This is a genomic window from Streptomyces sp. NPDC044704, assembly GCF_056433525.1.
The window spans coordinates 163,066-183,878 of sequence record NZ_JBWKGY010000013.1; the positions used below are offsets into that span (position 1 = coordinate 163,066).

The 20,813-nt window shown below is 73.5% G+C and carries 18 protein-coding genes; 8 read left to right on the plus strand and 10 right to left on the minus strand.

Translation table 11 applies throughout. The features are described from left to right. The first annotated feature begins 83 nt into the window (after positions 1–83). The 3 genes from AC07B0_RS28140 to AC07B0_RS28150 all read left to right on the plus strand — a co-directional run bounded on the left by AC07B0_RS28140 (position 84) and on the right by AC07B0_RS28150 (position 2,572). Positions 84–755, plus strand: coding sequence for a TetR/AcrR family transcriptional regulator (locus AC07B0_RS28140; protein WP_478899160.1), 672 nt, complete (start codon positions 84–86; stop codon positions 753–755). Positions 756–795: 40 nt separating this feature from the next. Then, positions 796–1,533 carry a DUF2470 domain-containing protein gene (locus tag AC07B0_RS28145; protein ID WP_356880956.1) on the plus strand — a complete coding sequence of 246 codons (738 nt, stop codon included), beginning with the start codon at positions 796–798 and terminating at the stop codon, positions 1,531–1,533. 118 nt (positions 1,534–1,651) lie between these two features. Further along, positions 1,652–2,572, plus strand: coding sequence for an NADP-dependent oxidoreductase (locus AC07B0_RS28150; RefSeq protein ID WP_356880954.1), 921 nt, complete (start codon positions 1,652–1,654; stop codon positions 2,570–2,572). Between the two features lie 73 nt (positions 2,573–2,645). Here the strand turns inward: AC07B0_RS28150 and AC07B0_RS28155 are convergent, their stop codons facing one another. From AC07B0_RS28155 to AC07B0_RS28190, 8 genes are all read right to left on the minus strand, one after another. Next, positions 2,646–2,999 (minus strand): ferredoxin family protein, encoded by a 354-nt coding sequence (locus tag AC07B0_RS28155; RefSeq protein ID WP_356880952.1) that lies wholly within the window; start codon positions 2,997–2,999, stop codon positions 2,646–2,648. Next, entirely contained in the window at positions 2,996–4,585 is a 1,590-nt protein-coding gene (locus tag AC07B0_RS28160; protein WP_478899161.1) for an FAD-dependent oxidoreductase, read from the minus strand. Before AC07B0_RS28160 ends, AC07B0_RS28155 begins: the two co-directional genes overlap by 4 nt. Continuing rightward, positions 4,582–5,913, minus strand: a complete 1,332-nt coding sequence (locus tag AC07B0_RS28165; RefSeq protein ID WP_356880948.1) for an LLM class flavin-dependent oxidoreductase — start codon at positions 5,911–5,913, stop codon at positions 4,582–4,584. Before AC07B0_RS28165 ends, AC07B0_RS28160 begins: the two co-directional genes overlap by 4 nt. 120 nt (positions 5,914–6,033) lie before the next feature. Beyond that, entirely contained in the window at positions 6,034–6,963 is a 930-nt protein-coding gene (locus tag AC07B0_RS28170) for an ABC transporter permease (RefSeq protein ID WP_478899162.1), read from the minus strand. Beyond that, a complete protein-coding gene (locus AC07B0_RS28175) occupies positions 6,960–7,781 on the minus strand; it encodes an ABC transporter ATP-binding protein (protein ID WP_356880944.1) in 822 nt (273 codons plus the stop codon). Before AC07B0_RS28175 ends, AC07B0_RS28170 begins: the two co-directional genes overlap by 4 nt. A gap of 5 nt (positions 7,782–7,786) precedes the next feature. Further along, positions 7,787–8,824 carry an ABC transporter substrate-binding protein gene (locus AC07B0_RS28180; RefSeq protein WP_478899163.1) on the minus strand — a complete coding sequence of 346 codons (1,038 nt, stop codon included), beginning with the start codon at positions 8,822–8,824 and terminating at the stop codon, positions 7,787–7,789. Positions 8,825–8,866: 42 nt separating this feature from the next. Next, positions 8,867–9,430 (minus strand): NADPH-dependent FMN reductase, encoded by a 564-nt coding sequence (gene ssuE / locus AC07B0_RS28185; protein WP_356880940.1) that lies wholly within the window; start codon positions 9,428–9,430, stop codon positions 8,867–8,869. A 57-nt stretch (positions 9,431–9,487) separates the two neighbouring features. Beyond that, complete coding sequence (locus AC07B0_RS28190) at positions 9,488–10,423, minus strand: TauD/TfdA dioxygenase family protein (RefSeq protein WP_478899164.1); 936 nt, start codon at positions 10,421–10,423, stop codon at positions 9,488–9,490. Between the two features lie 767 nt (positions 10,424–11,190). Between AC07B0_RS28190 and AC07B0_RS28195 the strand changes: the two genes are divergently transcribed. From AC07B0_RS28195 to meaB, 4 genes are all read left to right on the plus strand, one after another. Continuing rightward, positions 11,191–12,414 (plus strand): ROK family protein, encoded by a 1,224-nt coding sequence (locus AC07B0_RS28195; protein ID WP_469379396.1) that lies wholly within the window; start codon positions 11,191–11,193, stop codon positions 12,412–12,414. Positions 12,415–12,571: 157 nt separating this feature from the next. Further along, positions 12,572–14,440, plus strand: a complete 1,869-nt coding sequence (locus tag AC07B0_RS28200; RefSeq protein WP_478899165.1) for a methylmalonyl-CoA mutase family protein — start codon at positions 12,572–12,574, stop codon at positions 14,438–14,440. Beyond that, a complete protein-coding gene (gene scpA, locus AC07B0_RS28205) occupies positions 14,437–16,623 on the plus strand; it encodes a methylmalonyl-CoA mutase (RefSeq protein WP_356880932.1) in 2,187 nt (728 codons plus the stop codon). Before AC07B0_RS28200 ends, scpA begins: the two co-directional genes overlap by 4 nt. A gap of 12 nt (positions 16,624–16,635) precedes the next feature. Continuing rightward, positions 16,636–17,622, plus strand: coding sequence for a methylmalonyl Co-A mutase-associated GTPase MeaB (gene meaB, locus AC07B0_RS28210; RefSeq protein ID WP_469379402.1), 987 nt, complete (start codon positions 16,636–16,638; stop codon positions 17,620–17,622). A 43-nt stretch (positions 17,623–17,665) separates the two neighbouring features. Here the strand turns inward: meaB and AC07B0_RS28215 are convergent, their stop codons facing one another. Next, positions 17,666–18,667, minus strand: coding sequence for an asparaginase (locus AC07B0_RS28215; RefSeq protein WP_356880928.1), 1,002 nt, complete (start codon positions 18,665–18,667; stop codon positions 17,666–17,668). Between the two features lie 124 nt (positions 18,668–18,791). Here AC07B0_RS28215 and AC07B0_RS28220 point away from each other — a divergent pair, with 124 nt between their 5' ends. Next, a complete protein-coding gene (locus tag AC07B0_RS28220; protein WP_356880926.1) occupies positions 18,792–19,247 on the plus strand; it encodes an Lrp/AsnC family transcriptional regulator in 456 nt (151 codons plus the stop codon). Positions 19,248–19,475: 228 nt separating this feature from the next. On the opposite strand, the gene AC07B0_RS28225 is transcribed toward AC07B0_RS28220, so the two are convergent. Further along, the gene (locus AC07B0_RS28225) at positions 19,476–20,807 is read right to left on the minus strand and encodes a class I SAM-dependent RNA methyltransferase (protein ID WP_356880924.1); all 1,332 of its coding nucleotides are present in this window, start codon (positions 20,805–20,807) and stop codon (positions 19,476–19,478) included. Positions 20,808–20,813 lie beyond the last annotated feature (6 nt).

The following is a 20,813-nucleotide window of genomic DNA, read 5'->3' on the forward strand; positions in this document are numbered from 1 at the left end:
GTGCGCTTCATGTGCATCCGTCCATCCTCTCGCGTTTCACCCGTTCAGCCCAACACCGACACGAAGCACGTAGGGTCGCCGACATGACCAATGGCGACGAGGTCCGTACGGTACGCGACATCTCGGGCGCCGGCGCCGTGCGTCGGCCGGCTCCCCGCCCCGGCACCCGGGTCCCGCTCGCCCGGTCCCGGCAGCGGGCCGACGCGGTCCGCAACCGGGCCCAGATCCTGGCGGCCGCCGAGCAGTTGTTCACGGAACGCGAGCCCCGCTCCGTGACGATGGACCAGATCGCCAAGGCCGCCGGGGTGGGCCGGGCCACCCTCTACCGCCGCTTCCCGGATCCCGCGTCCGTCGCCGCCGCGCTCCTCGACGAGCACGAGCGGATCCTCCAGGGCCGTCTCGCCTACGGTCCGCCCCCGCTGGGGCCCGGGGCGCCTCCGGCGCAGCGGCTGACGGCCTTCTACACCGCCGCGGTCCAGCATCTGGAGCGACACCTTCCGCTGGCCCTGGGGACCCGGCCGGGGCCGGCCCGGTTCGCGGGGGCGACGTACGGGCAGTGGCGCGCCCACGTGCGGGGGCTGCTCGCGGCGGCGGGGGCGGCGGACCCCGATGCCAGCGTGGACGTGCTGCTGAGTCCGCTGGCTCCGGAGGTCTACCAGTTCCAGCGGCACACCCTCGGCTTCGCGCCCGAACGGATCGCCGAGGCACTCGGGCGGCTGGCATGCGGGGTACTCCCGGACAACCGAATAGGTTAGGTTAGGCATACCTAACTCGCTCCGAGAGGGAGAGATCCGCATGCGCCTGCCCGGTGCCTCCGACGCCAAGCCCGCCGCCCGGCCCACCGAAGCCGAGCGGGTCCGGTCCATCCTGGCCGCCGCCCACTCGATGACGGTGGTCGTCGACGGCGTGCGCAGCGAGGTGCGCCAGCTCGACGGCGGCGACGTCCTCGGCCGGCTCCACCTGCACCCGGCCGCGCCGGCCGCCGGCCACCCGGTCTCCCCCGAGGACGACGAACGCCCCGCGATCCGCCTGGAGTTCACCGACATCGCGCCCACCCCCGTCCGCGACCGGGTACGCGCCCGCGTCACCGTACTGGGACGCCTGCTCACCCCGTACGCGGGCGAGGAGTCCGCGAGCGGGGACAGCACCTGCGTGGAGTACGGACAGGCGGTCCTGGAGACCGCGGAGGGAACCTCGTACATCGGGCTGGAGGAGCTGGACGAGGCCTGGCCCGATCCGCTCGCCCCGTACGAGGCGGGCATGCTCACGCACCTCCTCGACGACCACCCCGAGCTCGTCACCCTGCTGCTGCGGCTCGTCCGGCCCCTGCCCTCGGGCGCCGTCGTGCGCGCCCTGCCGCTCGCCCTCGACCGGTACGGCATCACCCTGCGGCTGGAGGAGCGGCGCGGCCACCGCGACGTGCGGCTGCCCTTCCCCTCGCCGCTGGACGACGTGGAGCAGTCCGGCGCCCAGATCCAGGCCCTGCTCAGCGCCGCCCGGCGGCGCTCCCACCGCAACACCCTGCCCGCCTGAAGGGCGTTCGTCCGGCGGCGGGGACAAGGGGAAGCCCGGTCGGGCGCGGACCCGGAGGCGGAACGGGGTGCGGGCGGAGAAGCGGAATAGCCTCCGTGGCCCCCGGGTTGGGATGACCATGAAGGCAATCACTTACCACGCGTACGGAACTCCCACCCGGTTAGAACTGGTTGACGCCCCCGAACCCAAGGTCGGCCCCAGCGAGGTGCTCATCCGCGTCAAGGCCGCCGGCGTCAACCCCGTCGACTGGAAGCTCGCCGCGGGATTCCTCGGGCAGGTGCTCGAAGTCCGCCACCCCGTCATCCCCGGCTGGGACGTGGCCGGCGTCGTCGAGGCCGTCGGCCCCGACACCGACGACTACGCCGTCGGCGACGAGGTCTACGGCTACGTCCGCAAGGAATGGGTGCAGCTCGGCACCTACGCCGAGTACGTCGCCGCCCCCGTCCGCACCCTCGCCCGCAAGCCCCGCGAGCTGACCTTCGAACAGGCCGCGGGCCTCCCGCTCGCCGGGCTCACCTCCTACCAGGCCATCACCCGCGCGGGGGTCTCGGCCGGCCAGACCGTCGTCATCCACTCCGCCGCGGGCGGCACCGGATCGCTGGGCGTGCAGATCGCGGTCGCCCTCGGCGCCCGGGTCATCGGCACGGCGGGCGCCCACAACCACGACTACCTGCGCACCCTCGGCGCCGAACCGGTGCTGTACGGGGACGGGGTCGCCGACCGGATCCGCGCACTGGCCCCCGAGGGCGTCGACGCCGGGCTCGACTTCTACGGCGAGGGCGGCGTCGAACTGCTCCAGTCCGTGGTCCGCGAAGGCGCCCCGGTGATCTCCATCGCCGACAACGACGCCGGCTCCAAGGGCGCCAAGCACATCTGGGCGCGCGCCGACACGGCCGACCTCACCGCCCTCGCGGAACTCGCCGACTCGGGCCGGCTCACCGTGAACGTGGAACACGTCCTGCCGCTCGCGGAGGCCGCCGCGGCCTGGGAACTGAGCGCCAAGGGCCGTACCCGCGGCAAGATCGTCCTCACCGTCTGAGCCGCACCGCCCGAGCCGGGGCCCGCGGACGGTCCGCCGGAGGGCAGCACTCCGGCGGACCGCGCGCCCTGCCTCAGGAGGTGATCGGCCTCCCCGGGCCGCCCAGCGACGGCCCGACGGCCCGCAGCGAGCCGGGGGTGCGGCCGTGCCCCCAGCCGATCTCGCGGCGGTAGCTGCCGAGCAGTCCGCTGCGCGCCAGCGCCGGCTCGTCCCGTACGGCCGGGTCGTCGGGCAGCGGCCGGGTCAGCGGGGACACGAACAGGGCGTCGGCCGGGCAGTTGGCCTCGCACAGGAAGCAGGTCTGGCAGTCCTCGTGCCGGGCCAGGAACGGGATCCCGTCCGGGCCCCGCTCGAAGACGTCCGTGGGGCAGACCTCGACGCACTTGTCGCAGGCGATGCAGCGCTCGGCGGAGACCAGCTCGATCACACCGCCACCCCCGTCCCGTACGCGGCCGCCGGCCCGGCCCACACCCGGTCGAGCCCGCCGGAGAGGATCCGGTGGTGCTGGGCCGGGTCCTGCTCCGGGTGGTCGAGGCGGCGGGCCATGCCCCGGGACTCGGTGCGGGCCAGCGCGGAGGCGTACATCCACCGCGCGTGCGCCGTCATGGCCGCCGCCTGCCGGGCCTTGACCAGGTCGGCCCCCTCGCCGTGGAGGCGCGCGCGCAGCTGCGCCCAGCCGTCGTCCAGGGCCCGCAGCGCCCCGGCGAGACCCTCCCCGTGCCGGAGGTAGTTCTTGTCGTACGGGAGCACCTCCCGCTGTACGAGTTCCACGGCTTCGCGGTGGTCGAGGGGCGCGGCGGCGGACCCCGTCGGGCGGAGCCCCGCTCCCCCGGCCCCGCCGACCCGCCGGGCGGCGGCGCTGCCGGAGCCGAGGGTCCGCGCGTGCCGGGCGGCGCCCCGCCCGGCCCAGCTGCCGGAGGAGATCGCCCACGCGGCGTTGTGGCTGCCGCCCCCGGTGAAGCCCCCGCAGATCTCCTCGCGGGTGGCCGCGTCCCCGGCGGCGTACAGCCCGGGGACCCCGGTGGCGCAGTCGTCGCCGGTGATCCGGATGCCGCCGGTGCCGCGTACGGTGCCCTCGGCCAGCAGGGTCACGGCGAACCGGTCGGTGAAGGGGTCGATGCCGAGCCGGTCGAAGGTGAGGAAGAAGTTGGGCTGGGCCCGGCGCATCGCCGCCCTGGCGGCCTCGTCGGCGCGGTCGAGCCGGGCGAAAACCCGTGCTCCGGTGAGGAGTTCGCGGGCGATGACCGAGCGGCCGCCCTGGCTGGCGGCTCCCTCCAGGAGGTTGCCGTCCTCCCCGTAGAAGGTGGCGAAGGAGTAGAAGGCGGTCTTGGTGACGGAGGTGCCCTCGGGGGCGATGCCGTAGGCGTTGGAGAACTCCATGCCGGAGAGCTCCGCCCCGGCCTCGGCGGCGAAGAGCGCACCGTCGCCGGTGTTGGTGTTGGTGCCGAGCGCTCCGCTGAGGAAGGCGCAGCCGCCGGTCGCGAGGACCACGGCGCCGGCCCGGACCCGGTAGTGCTCGCGGGCCTGGCGGCGGTAGCCGGCGGCTCCGGCGACGGCTCCGGCGGAGTCGGTGAGCAGCTCGGTGACCGGACTGTGGTCGAGGATCCGGACCCCGGCGCGGCGGATCCGGATGCGCATCCGCCGCATGTACTCGGGGCCTTGGAGGCCGCCCCGCAGGGGCTGTCCGTCGGGGCCGGTGGGGAAGGGGTAGCGGCCCTCGGCGGCCAGTTCGTTCATCCGCGCGTAGGTCTCGTCGAGGACCCGGGCCATCCAGCGCCGGTCGGCGAGGTAGCCGCCGAGGCCCTCCCGGGAGGCCATGGCGGCCTCCCGGGCGGCGGGTTCGGGCGGGACGTACCAGACGCCGGTGCCGCCGGCGGCGGTGGCGCCGCTGGTTCCGCAGTAGCCCTTGTCGGCGAGGACGACGCGGGCTCCTTCCTCCGCGGCCTTCAGGGCGGCCCAGGTGGCGGCCGGTCCGCCGCCGACGACGAGGACGTCGGCCGGGACATCGTTCATGCCGTTCCCTTCGCGTAGCGGTTGGCGGGCCGGGGCAGGCCGTAGTTCTCGCGCAGGGTGGCGCCGGTGTACTCGGTGCGGAAGAGGCCGCGCCGCTGGAGGATCGGCACGACGTGGTCGACGAAGTCCGTGAGCCCGGTGGGCAGGACGGGCGCCATGATGTTGAAGCCGTCGGCGGCGCCCTGCGTGAACCACTCCTCCAGCTGGTCGGCGATCTGCTCGGGGGTGCCGGCGAACACGCGGTGGCCGCGGCCGGCGCCGAGGCGGGCGATCAGTTCGCGGAGGCTGAGGCCGTCGCGGCGGGCGAGTTCGGCGACGAGCGTGAAGCGGCTCTTGTTGCCGTTGATGTCGCGTTCCTCGGGCAGCTCGGGCAGCGGTCCGTCGAGATCGGCTCCGGTGAGGTCGACGCCGAGCATCCCGGAGAGCTGGGCGAGACCGTACTCGGGCACCTGGAGGTCGGTGAGCTGCTGCTCCAGTGCCTTCGCCTCGGCCTCGGTGGAGCCGATGACGGGGGCGATGCCGGGGAGCACGAGGAGGTCGCCCTCGGTGCGGCCGTAGCGGGCCAGGCGGGACTTGAGGTCCTTGTAGAAGGTCTGGCCGTCGGCGAGGGTCTGCTGGGCGGTGAAGACGGCTTCCGCGTACTGGGCGGCGAACTCCTTGCCGTCCTCGGAGGAACCGGCCTGGACGAGCAGGGGGTGGCCCTGGGGCGAGCGCGGCACGTTGAGGGGGCCGGCGACCTGGAAGTGCTGCCCGCGGTGGGCGGCGGGGTGGAGCCGGTCGGTGTCGGCGTAGACGCCGTGTTCCTTGTCGAGGACGATCGCGTCGTCCTCCCAGCTGTCCCAGAGCTTGGTGGCGACGTCGAGGAACTCGCGGGCCCGCTCGTAGCGCACGGCGTGTTCGAGGTGCTCGTCCCGGTTGAAGTTGCGGGCCTCGTCGACGGTGCCGGAGGTGACGATGTTCCAGCCGGCGCGGCCGTTGCTGATGTGGTCGAGGGAGGCGAACTTGCGGGCCGTGTGGAAGGGCTCGTTGAAGGTGGTGGAGACGGTCGCGATGAGGCCGATGTGCTCGGTGACGGCGGCGATCGCGGAGAGCAGCGTCAGCGGCTCGAAGCCGCCGAGGGCGTTGTAGCGGGCCTTGCCCCACAGGGCGAGGCCGTCGGCGAAGAAGATGGAGTCGAGGCGGCCGCGCTCGGCGGTGCGGGCCAGTTCCTGGAAGTAGCGCAGGTCGGTGACGCGCTCGGGGCTGCTGTCCGGGTGGCGCCAGGCGGCGTCGTGGTGGCCGGCGTTCATCAGGAAGGCGTTGAGGTGGAGCGTGCGGGGTGCGGACATGTCTGTTCCCTGTGTTCGGTGGTGGCGGGGGCCCGCGGGACCCGGTGGCGGAGCCGGGGCCAGGGCCGGGGCCGGACCCCGGGGTGCGGGGAGCCCGGCCCCGGGCCTGGGGTGCGGGGGTCAGGCCGGGACGCGCCAGGTGCTGAGGCGGCGTTCGATCGTGACCAGGACCTGGTTGAAGGCCACGCCGATGGCGGAGATGGTGACGATCCCCGCGTACATCTGCGGGATGGCGAAGTTGAACTGCGAGGCGTTGATCAGGTAGCCGAGGCCCGCCTTGGCGCCGATCATCTCGGCGGCCACGAGGACGAGGATGGACACGGCTCCGGCGAGGCGGATCCCGGTGAAGATGGCCGGCACGGACGACGGCAGGATCACCTTCTGGAACAGCCTCGGTGTGGACAGGTCCATCGAACGGGCCAGTCTGACCAGCGTGGGATCGGCGTTGCCGACGGCGCTGATGGTGTTCAGCAGGATCGGCCACACGCAGGCGTAGACGACGATGGACACCTTCGAGGTCTCGCCGATGCCGAGCAGCAGGACGAACACCGGCAGCAGGGCGAGCGCCGCCGTGTTGCGGAACAGCTCCAGCAGCGGGCCGAGGAACGCCGCGACGGGCCGGTACCAGCCGATCAGCAGCCCGAGCGGCACGGCCACGGCCACCGCGATGGCGAAGCCGCCGAAGGAGCGGGTGAGGCTGGCCCGTACGTGCTCGCCGAGCTGGCCGTCCCCGAGGAGCTCCCACCAGGCGACGGCGACCTCGCTGACCGGCGGCAGGAACGTCGCGTCGACCAGGCCGAGCCGGGGCGCGGTCTCCCACACCGCGACGAGGGCGAGGACCGCCGCCGACCGCAGCAGGGCGGCCCGCAGCCGGCGCAGGGCGGTCGCCGCCGCGGACGGTTTCCGGACGGCCCCGGTGTCCTTGCCCGCCGGACGGACCGGAGCCGCCGCGGGATGTCGCGGACGCGGGGGCGCGGGCGCCGTGGTCACGGCCCGGTCCGTCGCGGCCTGGGCAGCGGCGGGGGCGGGGGTTTCGGTTCCCGTGGTCATACCGTGGCCTCTTCCTTCTCCAATTGCTGGGCGCGGGCCACTTCGTCGTGGAGGAGGGTCCAGATCTCGTGGCGGTAGCGGGCGAACTCGGGGCTGGAGCGCAGGTCCTCTCCGGTGGCGCCGGTGGCGCGGTCGCCGAAGGAGACCGGCACGACCTCCTTGACCCGGCCGGGGCGGGAGGTGATGACGGCGACCTTCTGTCCGAGGTAGACCGCCTCCTCGATGCCGTGGGTGATGAAGACGACCGTCTTGCCGGTGCTCTGCCAGATGCGGCGCAGCTCGTCCTGGAGGGACTCGCGGGTCTGTGCGTCGAGTGCGGCGAAGGGCTCGTCCATCAGCAGGACGTCCGGGTCGTAGGCCAGCGAGCGGGCGATGGCGACGCGCTGGCGCATGCCGCCCGACAGTTCGTGCGGGTGCCGGTCCTCGAAGCCGGTGAGACCGACCAGGTCCAGGAACTCCCGCGCCCTGGCGGCCCGTTGGCGGCGCGGTACGCCGGTGGCCTCCAGGCCGAACTCGACGTTGCCGAGGGCGGTGCGCCACGGCAGCAGCGCGTACTGCTGGAAGACGATGCCCCGGTCCAGGCCGGGCCCGGTGACCGGCTTGCCGTCCAGCAGGATCCGTCCGGAGGTGGGCCGGGTGAGGCCGCCGAGGAGGTCCAGGAGGGTGGACTTGCCGCAGCCGCTGGGGCCCACGACGACCACGAACTCGCCGGCCTCGATCTCCAGGTCGATGCCGTCGAGGGCGGTGAACTCCTCCTTGCGCTTCTTGTCCTTCGTCGGGAAGGTCTTGGTGACCGACTCGAACACGATCTTCGCCATGGCCGTCAGCCCTTCCCGAAACCGTTGAACTCGTTGGTGTAGAGGTCGCCGGCCTTGAGCTGGCCCGCCTTGATCTCGCCGCGCTCGCCGAGCCAGTCCAGCCAGAGCTGGAACTCCTTGTCGGATATCCGGCCGCCCGTCTCGGCGACCCCGAAGGACCGCCAGTACTGGAGCGTCGCCGTGTCCTCGTTGCGGCCGCGCTTCTTGACGATCTCCGTCATCCGGGCGACGACCTCTTCGCGCGGGGTGGTGCGGGACCATTCGATGGCCTTGGCGACTCCGGTCGCGAAGGCCCGTACGGTGTCCGGGTTCTGCTTGATGAACCGCTCGGTCATCACGTAGGTGCCGGCGCTGAAGGGGCCGAGCAGTTCGACGTCGGTGAACAGCGGGCGGATGCCTCCGGTCGCCAGGGCCTTGTCGCGCAGGACGCCGGTGAGCACCCCGACCTCGATCTGCTTCTGCCGCAGGGACTGCTCGGTGTTGACGGGCGGCACGACCAGGGCCTCCACCTTGGCCGCGTCCGCCTTGGAGAGGCCGCCGCGGCTGAGGTAGATGTCGAGGAGGGCCTGGTAGTGGGCCCCCAGGGTGTTCATGCCGACCTTCTTCCCGATCAGGTCCCGGGCGGAGCGGATCGGGCTGTCCTCCAGGACGAAGTAGCCGCCGTAGGAGTACTGGTCGGAGCCGTAGGAGGAGACGACGGCCTTGATGGGGGCCTTGCCCGCGGCCAGTTTGATGACCGCCCCGTTGAAGGCGCTGCCGAAGTGGGTCTGGCCGGTGGCCGCGGACTGGATGTCCTGCGGGCCGCTGATGGTGTTGCCGACCCATTCGAGGCTGACGTCGCCCAGGTACCCGAGGTCCGCGGCGAGTTCGGGGAGGGTGACCGAGCCGACGGCTCCCTGGTACTTGAGGGTGGTGACCTGCTTGCCGGACCCGGACCCGCCGTTGGCGGTGGCCGTGCCGCAGCTCACCGCGGCCGCCGAGATGCCGAGCAGGGTGAGGAACTGGCGCCGGGAGGTGGTCGTCGAGGTGAAGGCTGCGGGCATGGCGGGTCCTTGTCGGTTCGTACGGGGTGCGGGGGTACGGGCTTACGGGGCGGCGGTGAGGGCGGCGGCGGGGGTCCGGACGGCGCGGAGGGCGTCGGCGAACTCGTCGACGGCCTGGAAGAGGTCGAGTTCCGCCTCGGGGAGCAGCCGGTCGGGGCCGTTGCCGCGCTCGACGGAGGAGTCGAGGACGAAGCGGCCCGCGGTGACGTGCCGGGCGCCGAGGGCGGCGAGGACCGGACGCAGGGCGTAGTCGATGGTCAGGACGTGGGCCAGGCTGCCGCCGGTGGCGAGCGGCAGGACGGTCTTGCCGGCCAGGCCGTCCTGCGGGAGCAGGTCGAGGAAGGCCTTGAGCAGGCCGGTGTACGAGGCCTTGTAGACCGGGGTGGCGATCACCAGGCCGTCGGCCTCGGCGACGGCTTCCAGGGCGCGGCGTATCTCCGGCTCGCCGCGGCGGGCGGAGAGGAGGTCGGCGGCGGGGAGGGTGCTCACGGCGAGGTGCGAGGTCTCGAACCCGGCGTGGGAGAGGCGGCGCAGGACGTGGTCGGCGACGACCGCGGTGCGGGACTGGGCGGAGGGACTGCCGGTGAGGGCGAGCAGCTTGGGCACGGAGGCTCCTTGGCGGCGGCGTTCGGGGTCTTCGGGTTCGGGGACGGTGCCCGGTGATCAGGCGGTGGCGGCCGTCGAGGCGCCGGAGGGGATGCCGAAGGCGGGGTCGGGGACGGTCTCCGGGCTGATCAGGCGGGAGGGGGCGCCGTCGGGGCCGACCGGGACGTCGCCGTCGACGGTGACGCGGCGCAGCGTGCGCTCGTGGTCGTCGGAGTCGTCGACGCCGTAGTGCTGGGTGGCGCGGTTGTCCCAGATGGCGACGTCCCCGTCCCGCCACTGCCAGCGGACGGTGTTCTCGGGGCTTTCGACGTGGGCCTGGAAGAGGTCCAGCAGGATGCGGGAGTCGCGGCCGGTGAGGCCCTGGATGCGCTGGACGAAGTTGCCGAGGAGCAGGGTGCGTTCGCCGGTCTCGGGGTGGACGCGGACCACGGGGTGCTCGGTGAGGAACTCGGTGGAGGTGAACACCTCGCGGTACTGGGCGAGGGCCTCGGGGAGCGCGTCCGGCCTGAGGGCGGCGTAGTCGTAGGCGTTGGAGTGGAGGGCGCGCAGGCCGTCCGCGAGGGCGCGCAGCGGCTCGGGGAGGTGGGAGTAGGCGGTGGCGGTGTTGGCCCAGAGGGTGTTGCCGCCGTACGGGGGGATGGTGACGGCGCGCAGGATGGAGAAGGCCGGGTAGGCGGGGACGAAGGTGACGTCGGTGTGCCACTGGTTGGCGCGGGCGCCGTGGTGGGAGTCGATGCCGAGGGCGTAGCGGCCGTCGGCGGAGGGGACGGTGGGGTGCGCGACGGGGGTGCCGAGGAGCTGGGCGAAGGCCTCGTGGCCGGCCTCGTCGAGGTGGTCCTGGCCGCGGAAGAAGACGACCTTGTGGGCGAGGAGCGCGGAGCGGATCTCGGCGACGGTCTCGGGGGCGAGGTCGCCGCCGAGCCGGACGCCGCCGATCTCGGCACCGATGCGGCCGCCGATCTTGGTGACGGTGGTACGGAGTGCGGTGGTCATGAGAACTCCCTGGTCAGAGCAGCGGAGAATTATTTCCGCAGCGGAAGAAATGGCGGTACGGGAACACAGCGCGCCGGGCGGCGGCGCACGCGGAGCAGGAGGACGACGGGGCGGGGCGGAGGCCGGCGGAGACGGGGTGCGGGGGCCCGGGCGGACTCCCGGCGGCACCGGCGGGGCGGACGGGCCCCTGCGCGGCGACGGAACCGGACGGCTCCCACGGGTAGCGCGGGGCGCCGGATCCCGCCCGGTCCGGATCACGGGGACCGGATCACGGGGACCGGATCACGCGGCGCCGGTCACGGGGACCGGACCACCACCCCGGACCGGATCCCGCCGGGACCGGTCGGGCCGACCCGGACGGTCGGCCCGGCAGGGCCTGGCGGTAGCGGACCGGCGGGCACCGGACCGGCCGGGCGGACCGTAGCGGCGTACCGGCGGGGGCTCGGGGCCTGCGCTCAGGCGCGGCGGCGGGCCGGACAGCGGCCCGGACACCCGTCCGGCGCGGTACAGGGGCCGGAGGTGCGGAGCCGCGGGGCGGGGCGTTCGTTCGCGGACATGTCCCGGAGCCTGTCAGCGCCCCCGCCCGGGGTCAACCCCCGCCCCCGGGCGCCGGATCCGGCCCGCGCCCCACCCTCACCACCCGCCCTGACCTGGCTTTTCCCGGACCCCGCGCAACCCTTGCGACACCCCGCGGCGGCCGAAAACGGTGGCCGGATTTCACGGTCCCGCAATGCGGCCGCCACGGACCGGCCGGTACCCGGTCCGGCATGATCGGGGATACGCACCGCTGCGCCCGAGGAGGCCCCGTGACAGACAGGACCGGCGACCGGCGCGGGGCCGCCAACGCCGCCACCGTGCTGCGGACCGTGCTGGAGCACGGGCCCGTGGCGCGCAGCGGGATCTCGGAACTGTGCGGGCTGAGCCCCGCCGCGGTGTCCCGGCAGACCACCGGGCTGCTGCGCGGCGGCCTGCTGCGCGAGCTCCCCGAACCCGCCGGGCCCACCGCCTCGGGCCGGCCGCGGATCCCGCTGGACCTGCACACCGGTGCCGTCGGCGGTCCGGTCGCGGCCGGCCTGCACATCGGGGTGCCCGCCTCCACGTTCAGCCTCGTCGACCTGCGCGGGGAGGTGCTCGCCCGGCGCGCCTTCCCCTACCCGGATCCCGCCGATCCCCGGCTGCCGGGCCGCATCGCGCGGGAACTCGCCGCGTTCCTGGAGCGGTTCGACACCGGCCGCCCCCTGCTCGGCGTAGGCGCCGCGCTCGGCGGCTGGGTCCGGCCCGACACCGGGACCGTCGTACGGCATCCGGCGCTCGGGTGGCGGCAGATGCCGCTGGCCGCGGACCTGTCCCGGGCGCTCGGCCTGCCGGTGCGGGTGGACAACCACGCCCGGGCCGTCGCGCGCGCCGAGATCCTCTACGGCCCCCCGGAAGCCCGCCGCAGCCTGGTCCACCTCTTCATCGGCAACGTGGTGGACGCCGCCTTCGGGATCGAGGGGACCGTCCACCAGGGCCCCGGGTCGGCCGCGGGCGACGTGGCCCACCTGCCGGTGCCCGAGTCCCGGGCGGCCTGCGCGTGCGGACGTACCGGCTGCCTCCAGGCGACCGCCTCCGACACCGCGCTCGGCGCCGAGGCCGTGCGGCGCGGGATCGTCCCCGATCCGTCCGTCCCGCTGCTCGTCGACGCCGCCGCCGCGGGCGATCCCCGCGCGGACCGGCTGCTGCGCGAGCGCGCCCGGGCCGTGGGGCGGGCGGCCGCACTGCTCCTCGACGTGTTCAACCCCGCGGTCATGGTGGTCACCGAACTGTCCAGCGTCCTGCACGAGGGGTACCTCGACGAGATCCGGGCGGCGGCGACCGGCCAGTCCCACGTGTGCGACGAGCCCGGACGGATCATCGCCCCGCGCGCCGGACCCGCCGTACTCCCCCAGGCCGCCGCGACCGTACTGCTGGGTCCGCTGTTCCAGGACCCGGGCCGCCACACCTGCGCCTGACGTCCCCTCGGCGAACGCCTCCCGGGCGTGGCCGGAACCCGCCGGTGCCCGGCCCGGGCCGCCCTCCGCGCCGCACCGACCCCGGTCTGACCTGGGAGTGCGAGATCACATCCGGCGGTTATGGTCTCGCATGAGCGGCCCCCCTAGCATTCGAGCCATGACGGTCCTGCCTGACGACGGGCTCTCCCTGGCCGCCGAGTTTCCTGACGCGACGCATGAGCAGTGGCAGCGCCTGGTGGAAGGCGTACTGCGAAAGTCGGGCAAGGAAGTCTCCGGCGAGGCAGCGGAAGCAGCGCTGTCCACGAAACTCGAGGACGGGCTCATCACCCGCCCGCTGTACACGGCACGCCCGGACGACGGGGACGGTGACGGCACCGGTTTCCCCGGTTTCGCGCCCTTCGTCCGCGGCGGCACCCCCGAGGGCACCACGGCCTCCGGCTGGGACGTGCGCCAGCGGATCGCGGGCGGCGACCCCGTACGGGTGAACGAGGCGGCCCTCGCGGACCTGGAGAACGGCACCACCTCCCTGTGGCTGACCGTCGGCCCGGGCGGCCTGCCCGCCGAGGAACTGGGCCGGGCCCTGGACGGGGTCTACCTCGACCTCGCCCCGGTCGCCCTGGACGCGGGAGCCGCGTACCCGGCCGCCGTCAGCGCGCTGCTCGCCCTGTTCGCGGAGCGCGGGGTGTCCCCGCAGGACGCCCGCGCCTCGCTCGGCATCGACCCGCTGGGCCACGAGGCCCGCACCGGCGAGCCCCTCGACCTGCCCGCGGCCGCCGCGCTGGCCCGGGACACGGCAGCCGCCTGGCCCGGGGTCCGCGCCCTGACCGTCGACGCCCTCCCCTTCCACGAGGCGGGGGGCAGCGCCGCCGAGGAACTCGGCCTGTCGCTGTCCACCGGGGTCGCCTACCTGCGGGCCCTGACCGGGGCCGGACTCGCCACCGACGCCGCGTTCGGACAGATCGAGTTCCGCTACGCCGCGACCGCCGACCAGTTCCTGACCATCGCCAAGCTGCGCGCCGCCCGCCGCCTGTGGGCCCGCGTCGCCGAAGCCTGCGGCAGCCCGCAGGCCGGAGCGCAGCGGCAGCACGCGGTCACCTCGCCGGTGATGATGACCCGCCGCGACCCGTGGGTGAACATGCTGCGCACCACCGTGGCCTGCATGGCGGCCGGCGTGGGCGGCGCGGACTCCGTCACCGTGCTCCCCTTCGACAGCGAGCTGGGCCTGCCGGACGCCTTCGCCCGGCGCATCGCCCGCAACACCTCCACCGTGCTGGTGGAGGAGTCCCACCTCGCCCGGGTCATCGACCCGGCCGGCGGTTCGTACTACGTCGAGCGGCTGACCGACGAACTCGCGCACGCCGCCTGGGAGTTCTTCCGGACCGTCGAGAAGGCGGGCGGCCAGGAGGCCGCGCTGCGCTCGGGGCTGGTGGCCGAGCGCCTCGCCGCCACCTGGGCGGCCCGTTCGAAGAAGCTCGCGACCCGCCGCGAACCGATCACCGGCGTCAGCGAGTTCCCGCTGCTGTCGGAGAAGCCCGTCGTACGCGAACCCCTGCCGCCGGCTGCGGCCGGCGGTCTGCCCCGGGTCCGGCGCGACGAGGCGTACGAGGCGCTGCGCGCCCGCAGCGACGCCCACCTGGCCGCGACCGGGTCCCGCCCGCGGATCTTCCTCGCCGCGCTCGGCCCCGCGGCCGCGCACACCGCGCGGGCCACCTTCGCCTCCAACCTGTTCCAGGCCGGCGGCATCGAACCCGTCCACGACCCGGTCTCCGTGGATCCGGATACGGCCGCCGCGGCCTATGCGGCGAGCGGCGCCGACGGCATGGCGGTGCTCTGCTCCAGCGACGCGCTGTACGAGGAGCAGGCGGACGCGGTCGCCGCGGCCCTGCGCTCGGCGGGCGCGACGACGGTGTTCCTCGCGGGCAGGCCCGGTACCGCCGAACAGGCCGTGGACGAGTACGTCTTCGCCGGCTGTGACGCGGTCGCCGTGCTGTCCTCCGTACTCGACCGGATGGGAGTCTCGTCTTGAGCATCCCCGATTTCTCCGAACTCGCGCTCGGCGGCGGGCCGTCCGCCCCGGTCACCGAGGACCAGTGGCGCGCCGCGGTGAAGGAGTCCACCGGGAACGCCACGGGCGACCTGCTGTGGGAGACGCCCGAGGGCATCGGCGTGAAGCCGCTGTACACCGGGCGGGACCTGGAGGGCCTGGACTTCCTGGCGACGTACCCGGGCGTGGCCCCGTACCTGCGCGGGCCCTATCCGACGATGTACGTCAACCAGCCCTGGACGATCCGTCAGTACGCCGGTTTCTCCACCGCCGAGGAGTCCAACGCCTTCTACCGGCGCAACCTGGCCTCGGGCCAGAAGGGCCTGTCGGTCGCGTTCGACCTGCCCACGCACCGCGGGTACGACAGCGACCACCCGCGCGTCACGGGCGACGTGGGCATGGCGGGCGTGGCGATCGACTCGATCTACGACATGCGGCAGCTGTTCGACGGGATCCCGCTGGACAAGATGTCGGTGTCGATGACGATGAACGGCGCGGTGCTGCCGGTCCTCGCCCTGTACATCGTGGCGGCGGAGGAGCAGGGCGTCTCCCCCGACAAACTCGCCGGGACCATCCAGAACGACATCCTCAAGGAGTTCATGGTCCGCAACACCTACATCTACCCGCCCAAGCCCTCGATGCGGATCATCTCGGACATCTTCGCGTTCACCTCGCAGAAGATGCCCCGCTACAACTCGATCTCCATCTCCGGCTACCACATCCAGGAAGCCGGCGCCACGGCCGACCTGGAACTCGCGTACACCCTCGCCGACGGCGTGGAGTACCTGCGGGCGGGTCAAGCCGTCGGGCTGGACGTGGACGCGTTCGCGCCGCGCCTGTCGTTCTTCTGGGCGATCGGCATGAACTTCTTCATGGAGGTCGCGAAGCTCCGCGCGGCCCGCCTGCTGTGGGCGCGCCTGGTCAAGCAGTTCGACCCGAAGAACGCCAAGTCCCTGTCACTGCGCACCCATTCGCAGACCTCGGGCTGGTCGCTGACCGCGCAGGACGTGTTCAACAACGTCACCCGCACCTGCATCGAGGCGATGGCGGCGACCCAGGGGCACACCCAGTCGCTGCACACCAACGCCCTCGACGAGGCCCTCGCGCTGCCCACCGACTTCTCCGCCCGCATCGCGCGCAACACCCAGCTGCTGCTCCAGCAGGAGTCGGGCACCTGCCGCTCCATCGACCCCTGGGGCGGCAGCGCCTACGTCGAGAAGCTGACCTACGACCTCGCGCGGCGGGCCTGGCAGCACATCGAGGAGGTCGAGGCCGCGGGCGGCATGGCGCAGGCCATCGACGCGGGCATCCCGAAGCTGCGGGTGGAGGAGGCCGCGGCCCGGACGCAGGCCCGCATCGACTCCGGCCGCCAGCCGGTGATCGGCGTGAACAAGTACCGGGTGGCCACCGACGAGGAGATCGACGTCCTCAAGGTCGACAACTCCTCGGTCCGCGCCCAGCAGATCGCCAAGCTGCGCCGGCTGCGCGAGGAGCGCGACGAGGCCGTCACGCAGGACACCCTGCGGGCCCTGACCCACGCGGCCGGCAGCGGCGAGGGCAACCTGCTGGCCCTGGCCGTGGACGCGGCGCGCGCGAAGGCCACGGTCGGTGAGATCTCCGACGCCCTGGAGAAGGTGTACGGGCGCCACGCGAGCCAGATCCGTACGATCTCGGGTGTGTACCGCATGGAAGCAGGCGAGTCCCCGTCCGTGGAGCGCACCCGCGCCCTCGTCGACCGGTTCGAGGAGGCGGAGGGGCGGCGTCCGCGCATCCTGGTCGCCAAGATGGGCCAGGACGGCCACGACCGCGGCCAGAAGGTCATCGCGACGGCCTTCGCCGACCTGGGCTTCGACGTGGACGTCGGCCCGCTGTTCCAGACCCCGGCGGAGGTGGCCCGCCAGGCCGTCGAGGCGGACGTCCACGTCGTGGGCGTCTCGTCGCTGGCGGCCGGCCACCTGACCCTCGTACCGGCGCTGCGCGAGCAGCTCGCCGAGGAGGGACGCGAGGACATCATGATCGTCGTCGGCGGGGTCATCCCGCCCGCGGACGTCCCGACCCTGCTGGAGATGGGCGCGACGGCGGTGTTCCCGCCGGGCACCGTGATCCCCGACGCGGCCCACGACCTGGTGACGCGGCTGGCCGCGGAACTGGGCCACGAGCTGTAGGCGGCCGCGCGGATGCCCCCGAAGATCGACATCGACGTGTACGTGAAGGGCGTGCTCGACGGGAAGCGCGCGCACATCGCGCGCGCCATCACCCTCGTCGAGTCCACCCGGGCGGACCACCGCGCCCTGGCCCAGAGCCTGTTGACCCGGCTGCTGCCGCACGCGGGGCACGCCCGGCGGATCGGCATCAGCGGGGTGCCGGGGGTGGGCAAGTCCACGTTCATCGACGCGTTCGGCACGATGCTCACCGGGCTGGGCCACCGCGTGGCCGTCCTCGCGGTGGACCCGTCCTCGACCCGGACGGGCGGCTCCATCCTCGGCGACAAGACCCGCATGGAGCGCCTCGCCGTCGACCCGGCCGCCTTCGTGCGGCCCTCCCCCTCGGCGGGCACGCTGGGCGGGGTCGCCAAGGCCACCCGCGAGTCGATGATCGTGATGGAGGCGGCCGGCTACGACGTGGTCCTGGTCGAGACGGTCGGTGTGGGCCAGTCCGAGACCACCGTCGCGGGGATGGTCGACTCCTTCCTCCTGCTGTCCCTGGCGCGCACCGGCGACCAGTTGCAGGGCATCAAGAAGGGCGTCCTGGAGCTGGCGGACGTCCTCGCCGTGAACAAGGCCGACGGCCCCCACGAACGGGACGCGAAGGCTGCCGCCCGCGAACTGGCGGGCGCGCTGCGCCTGATGCACCCCGCCGACTCCGCCTGGACCCCGCCCGTACTGACGTGCAGCGCGCGGGAGTCGGCCGGCCTGGACGAGGTGTGGAACCGCCTGGAACAGCACCGGACGCTACTGGAGGCGGGCGGCCGGCTGGCGGCCAAGCGGGCCGCGCAGCAGGTGGAGTGGACCTGGTCGATGGTCCGCGACGAACTGCTGGAGCGGCTCCGCGCGGACCCGGCCGTACGGGAACTGGCGCCGGGCCTCGAAGCCGAGGTCCGGGCGGGTACGGTGACGGCCACCTCGGCGGCGGACCGCATCCTCGGCGCCTTCGGCGGAGCCTGACCGGAGCCCCGGGGCCTGCGGGCCCCGGGCCTTCCCGGGCGGGTCAGGCCGAGGCCAGCGCCGGGTCCTCGGCGGCCAGGGTGCGGCGCAGGATCCGGGTCTGCTCGGCCTGGTCGGATCCGGCGAGCAGGGCGGAGAGCACGGCGATCCGGGCCTGTCCGGCCCGCAGCGTCCCGGTCGGGACGGCTCCGGCCGCGACGAGGTCGACGGCGCCGCCGTGCGTGTAGATCTCGGTGACGGGGCCGGCCGCGACGCGGGTGGTCAGCGCGACGAGCACGCCGCGGGCGACGGCCCCGGCCACCGCGTCCACGATCTCGGGGGTGGCGTTCCCGGCGCCGGTGCCCACCAGGACGATGCCCCGGGCGCCCGCCTCGACGGAGGTGTTCAGCAGCAGGGCGTCACCGTCGGCGTGGTGCATGACCATGTCCACGCGCGGCGGCAGCTCCGGCATCGCGGGCAGCGCGAGCGGGGCCGGACGCTGCGGGCTGCGGAGCATGGTGACCTTGCCGAAACCTATCTTCCCGAGGAGTTCCTTCGAGGGGTCGGCGAAGGCGTCCAGGTCGACGGCCTGCGTCTTGACGGTGCCGCGGGCCGCGTGCACCCGGCCCGCGAAGGAGATCAGGACACCGAGGCCGCGCGTGGTGGCCGCGGTGAGCAGGGCGTCGTAGAGGTTGCCGGGACCGTCACCGTCGGCGGAACCCATGGGCAGCTGCGAGCCGGTGAAGACGACGCTGCGGGCGTCGTGGTGGTGGAGGTCGACGAGGAACGCCGACTCCTCCAGGGTGTCGGTGCCGTGCGTGACGACGACGCCGTCCACGCCGGGGTCGGCGAGTACCTCGTGGACGGTGCGCAGCAGGGTGAGCTGATGGGCGGTGGTGAGCCGGGGGCTGTTCACGCGGAACAGGTCCACGACCTCGACCGTGATGCCCTCGGGCAGCGGCGCCGTGGCCATCACCTCGCGGCCGTCGGCCTCCGCGGCGAAACCGGAACCCATCCACCGGCTGGCGATCGTTCCGCCGGTGCTGATGACGACGATGCGTCCCATGGCCACCCTTCCCTCACGAGGTCTCGTACAGACATTCCATTCATGGCAATGATAGTGAGATCTACGCGCAATGAGATTGCCTCTTCACCCGCGCCCGCAACATTGGGTGGGTGATAATTGCGCCATGGACGCCATCGACCGAGAAATCTTGCGCGAGCTACAGAAGGACGGCCGGCTCAGCAACCAGGAACTCGCCCAGCGGGTGGGACTGACCCCCTCCCCCTGCATGCGCCGGGTCCGCCAGCTGGAGGAGGACGGGGTGATCCAGGGCTACCGGGCCGTGATCGACCCCGAGGCGGTGGGCCGCAGCTTCGAGGTCCTGGTGTCCGTCGAGGTCCGCCGCGACCGGGCGGCCGTCGAGGCCTTCGAGGCCGCGCTCCACGACATCCCGGACGTCATCGAGGCCTACCGCCTCTTCGGCAGCCCCGGCTGCCTCCTGCGCATCGCGGTCGCGGACCTGCGCGCGTACGAACGCCTGTGGATCGAACAGCTCACGGCCCTCTCGGGCGTGACGGAGGTCAACTCCCAGATCATCATGAAGCGCATCAAGGAACCCACGGGCCTCCCGGTAGACCACTGACCCCGGCCGGCGCCGCACGGCTCCGTGGCCATCCAGCCGCCAGCAACGAAAACGGGAGCCAACCGGGCGGCAGCCCGGCAACTCGCCGAGCTGCCGGACCTCCAGGGAGGCTTCCCAGGCCCAGGCCCAGGCTTCTGGGAACGCCCTCGGCATACGGCATCGCAAACTAGCCCCGCGCTTCACCTGTTGCGCTGGGGGAACAGCTCAAGCGAGTGAAGAAACCCCAGATCAGGCGTCCTTCGCCACCCGCTCCAGGATCGCCACGCACTCCACGTGGTGCGTCATCGGGAAGAGGTCGAAGACGCGGAGGGTGCGGACCTTGTAGCCGTGGTCCTTGAAGTAGCCGAGGTCGCGGGCCAGGGCGGCCGGGTCGCAGGCCACGTAGGCGATGCGGCGGGCGGAGAGGCCCGCGATGTGGCGGACGGTCTGCTTGCCGGCGCCGGCGCGCGGGGGGTCGAGGACGACCAGGTCGCACTCGGTGATGCCGGTCTTCGGGAGGATCTGCTCGACCTTGCCCTGTTCGATCCGGACCCGGGGGAAGTCCGCCAGGTTGTGCCGGGCGTCCTCGACGGCGCGCTTCGTCGACTCGATGCCGAGTACGGCGCCGGTCTCGCCGAGGCGCTCCGCGAGGGCGCCCGCGAAGATGCCGACGCCGCAGTAGAGGTCGAGGGCCATCTCGCCCTTGCGCGGCATCAGGCCCTGCATGACGGCCTTGATCAGGGTGTCGGCGGCCTGGGGGTGGACCTGCCAGAAGCCGCCCATGCCGACGCGGTAGGTACGGCCGTCCGCGCGCTCGCGCACGAAGGGGCGGCCGTGGACGCGGTGGACGCCGCCGTCCTTCTCCTCGACACGCAGGACCGAGACGGGCTGGTCCAGTTCGACGAGCGGGAGCCGGCCGCCCGGGCGCGGGGTGAGGACGACCTGGCGGTCGGAGGAGCCGGAGGCGGCGATGGCCTCCACCGACGCCATCTGGGGCCAGTCCTGCTTCTCGATGCCGAGTTCCGAGACGCCCGGCGCCGCGATCATGCAGTGGTCGATCAGCTCGATGTCGTGCGAGCGGTGCTTGCGCAGGCCGGCGTTGCCGTCCTCGTCGATGGCGAACTGCACCCGGGTGCGCCACTGCGGCACCTGTCCGGCGGGCAGCTTGTCGCCCTCGGCCGGCATGACGGTGCCGTCCCAGCCGGCTTCCTCCGGGGTGAGGCCGGCGAGCCGCAGCAGCTGCTCGGCGACGACCTCGCCCTTGAGCCGGCGCTGGGCGCCCGGCTTGGCGTGCTGCCAGTCGCAGCCGCCGCACTTGCCGGGGCCGGCGTACGGGCAGGGCGCCGGAACCCGGTCCTTGGAGGCGTCCAGGACGGTGACGGCGTCGGCGCGCAGGAAGCGGGAGTCCTCGTCGCCCTCCGTCACGCGCGCGACGACCTTCTCGCCGGGCAGGGTGTGACGGACGAACAGGACCCGGCCCCCTTCGGTACGGGCGATGCAGTGGCCTCCGTGCGCGACGGGACCGACCTCGACCTCGTACTCCTCCCCGACCAGTGACTGCTTCTCGTTCTGCTCGGTCATGGTGGG

Bases quoted from the DNA above. Each gene is read 5' to 3' on its own strand.
- AC07B0_RS28170 (WP_478899162.1), bottom strand. From the start codon at position 6,963: ATGACCACGGGAACCGAAACCCCCGCCCCCGCCGCTGCCCAGGCCGCG.
- AC07B0_RS28195 (WP_469379396.1), top strand. From the start codon at position 11,191: ATGATCGGGGATACGCACCGCTGCGCCCGAGGAGGCCCCGTGACAGAC.
- AC07B0_RS28165 (WP_356880948.1), bottom strand. From the start codon at position 5,913: ATGTCCGCACCCCGCACGCTCCACCTCAACGCCTTCCTGATGAACGCC.
- meaB (WP_469379402.1), top strand. From the start codon at position 16,636: ATGCCCCCGAAGATCGACATCGACGTGTACGTGAAGGGCGTGCTCGAC.
- AC07B0_RS28160 (WP_478899161.1), bottom strand. From the start codon at position 4,585: ATGAACGATGTCCCGGCCGACGTCCTCGTCGTCGGCGGCGGACCGGCC.
- AC07B0_RS28140 (WP_478899160.1), top strand. From the start codon at position 84: ATGACCAATGGCGACGAGGTCCGTACGGTACGCGACATCTCGGGCGCC.
- AC07B0_RS28150 (WP_356880954.1), top strand. From the start codon at position 1,652: ATGAAGGCAATCACTTACCACGCGTACGGAACTCCCACCCGGTTAGAA.
- AC07B0_RS28175 (WP_356880944.1), bottom strand. From the start codon at position 7,781: ATGGCGAAGATCGTGTTCGAGTCGGTCACCAAGACCTTCCCGACGAAG.
- AC07B0_RS28200 (WP_478899165.1), top strand. From the start codon at position 12,572: ATGACGGTCCTGCCTGACGACGGGCTCTCCCTGGCCGCCGAGTTTCCT.
- AC07B0_RS28225 (WP_356880924.1), bottom strand. From the start codon at position 20,807: ATGACCGAGCAGAACGAGAAGCAGTCACTGGTCGGGGAGGAGTACGAG.
- AC07B0_RS28220 (WP_356880926.1), top strand. From the start codon at position 18,792: ATGGACGCCATCGACCGAGAAATCTTGCGCGAGCTACAGAAGGACGGC.
- AC07B0_RS28180 (WP_478899163.1), bottom strand. From the start codon at position 8,824: ATGCCCGCAGCCTTCACCTCGACGACCACCTCCCGGCGCCAGTTCCTC.
- AC07B0_RS28190 (WP_478899164.1), bottom strand. From the start codon at position 10,423: ATGACCACCGCACTCCGTACCACCGTCACCAAGATCGGCGGCCGCATC.
- AC07B0_RS28215 (WP_356880928.1), bottom strand. From the start codon at position 18,667: ATGGGACGCATCGTCGTCATCAGCACCGGCGGAACGATCGCCAGCCGG.
- AC07B0_RS28145 (WP_356880956.1), top strand. From the start codon at position 796: ATGCGCCTGCCCGGTGCCTCCGACGCCAAGCCCGCCGCCCGGCCCACC.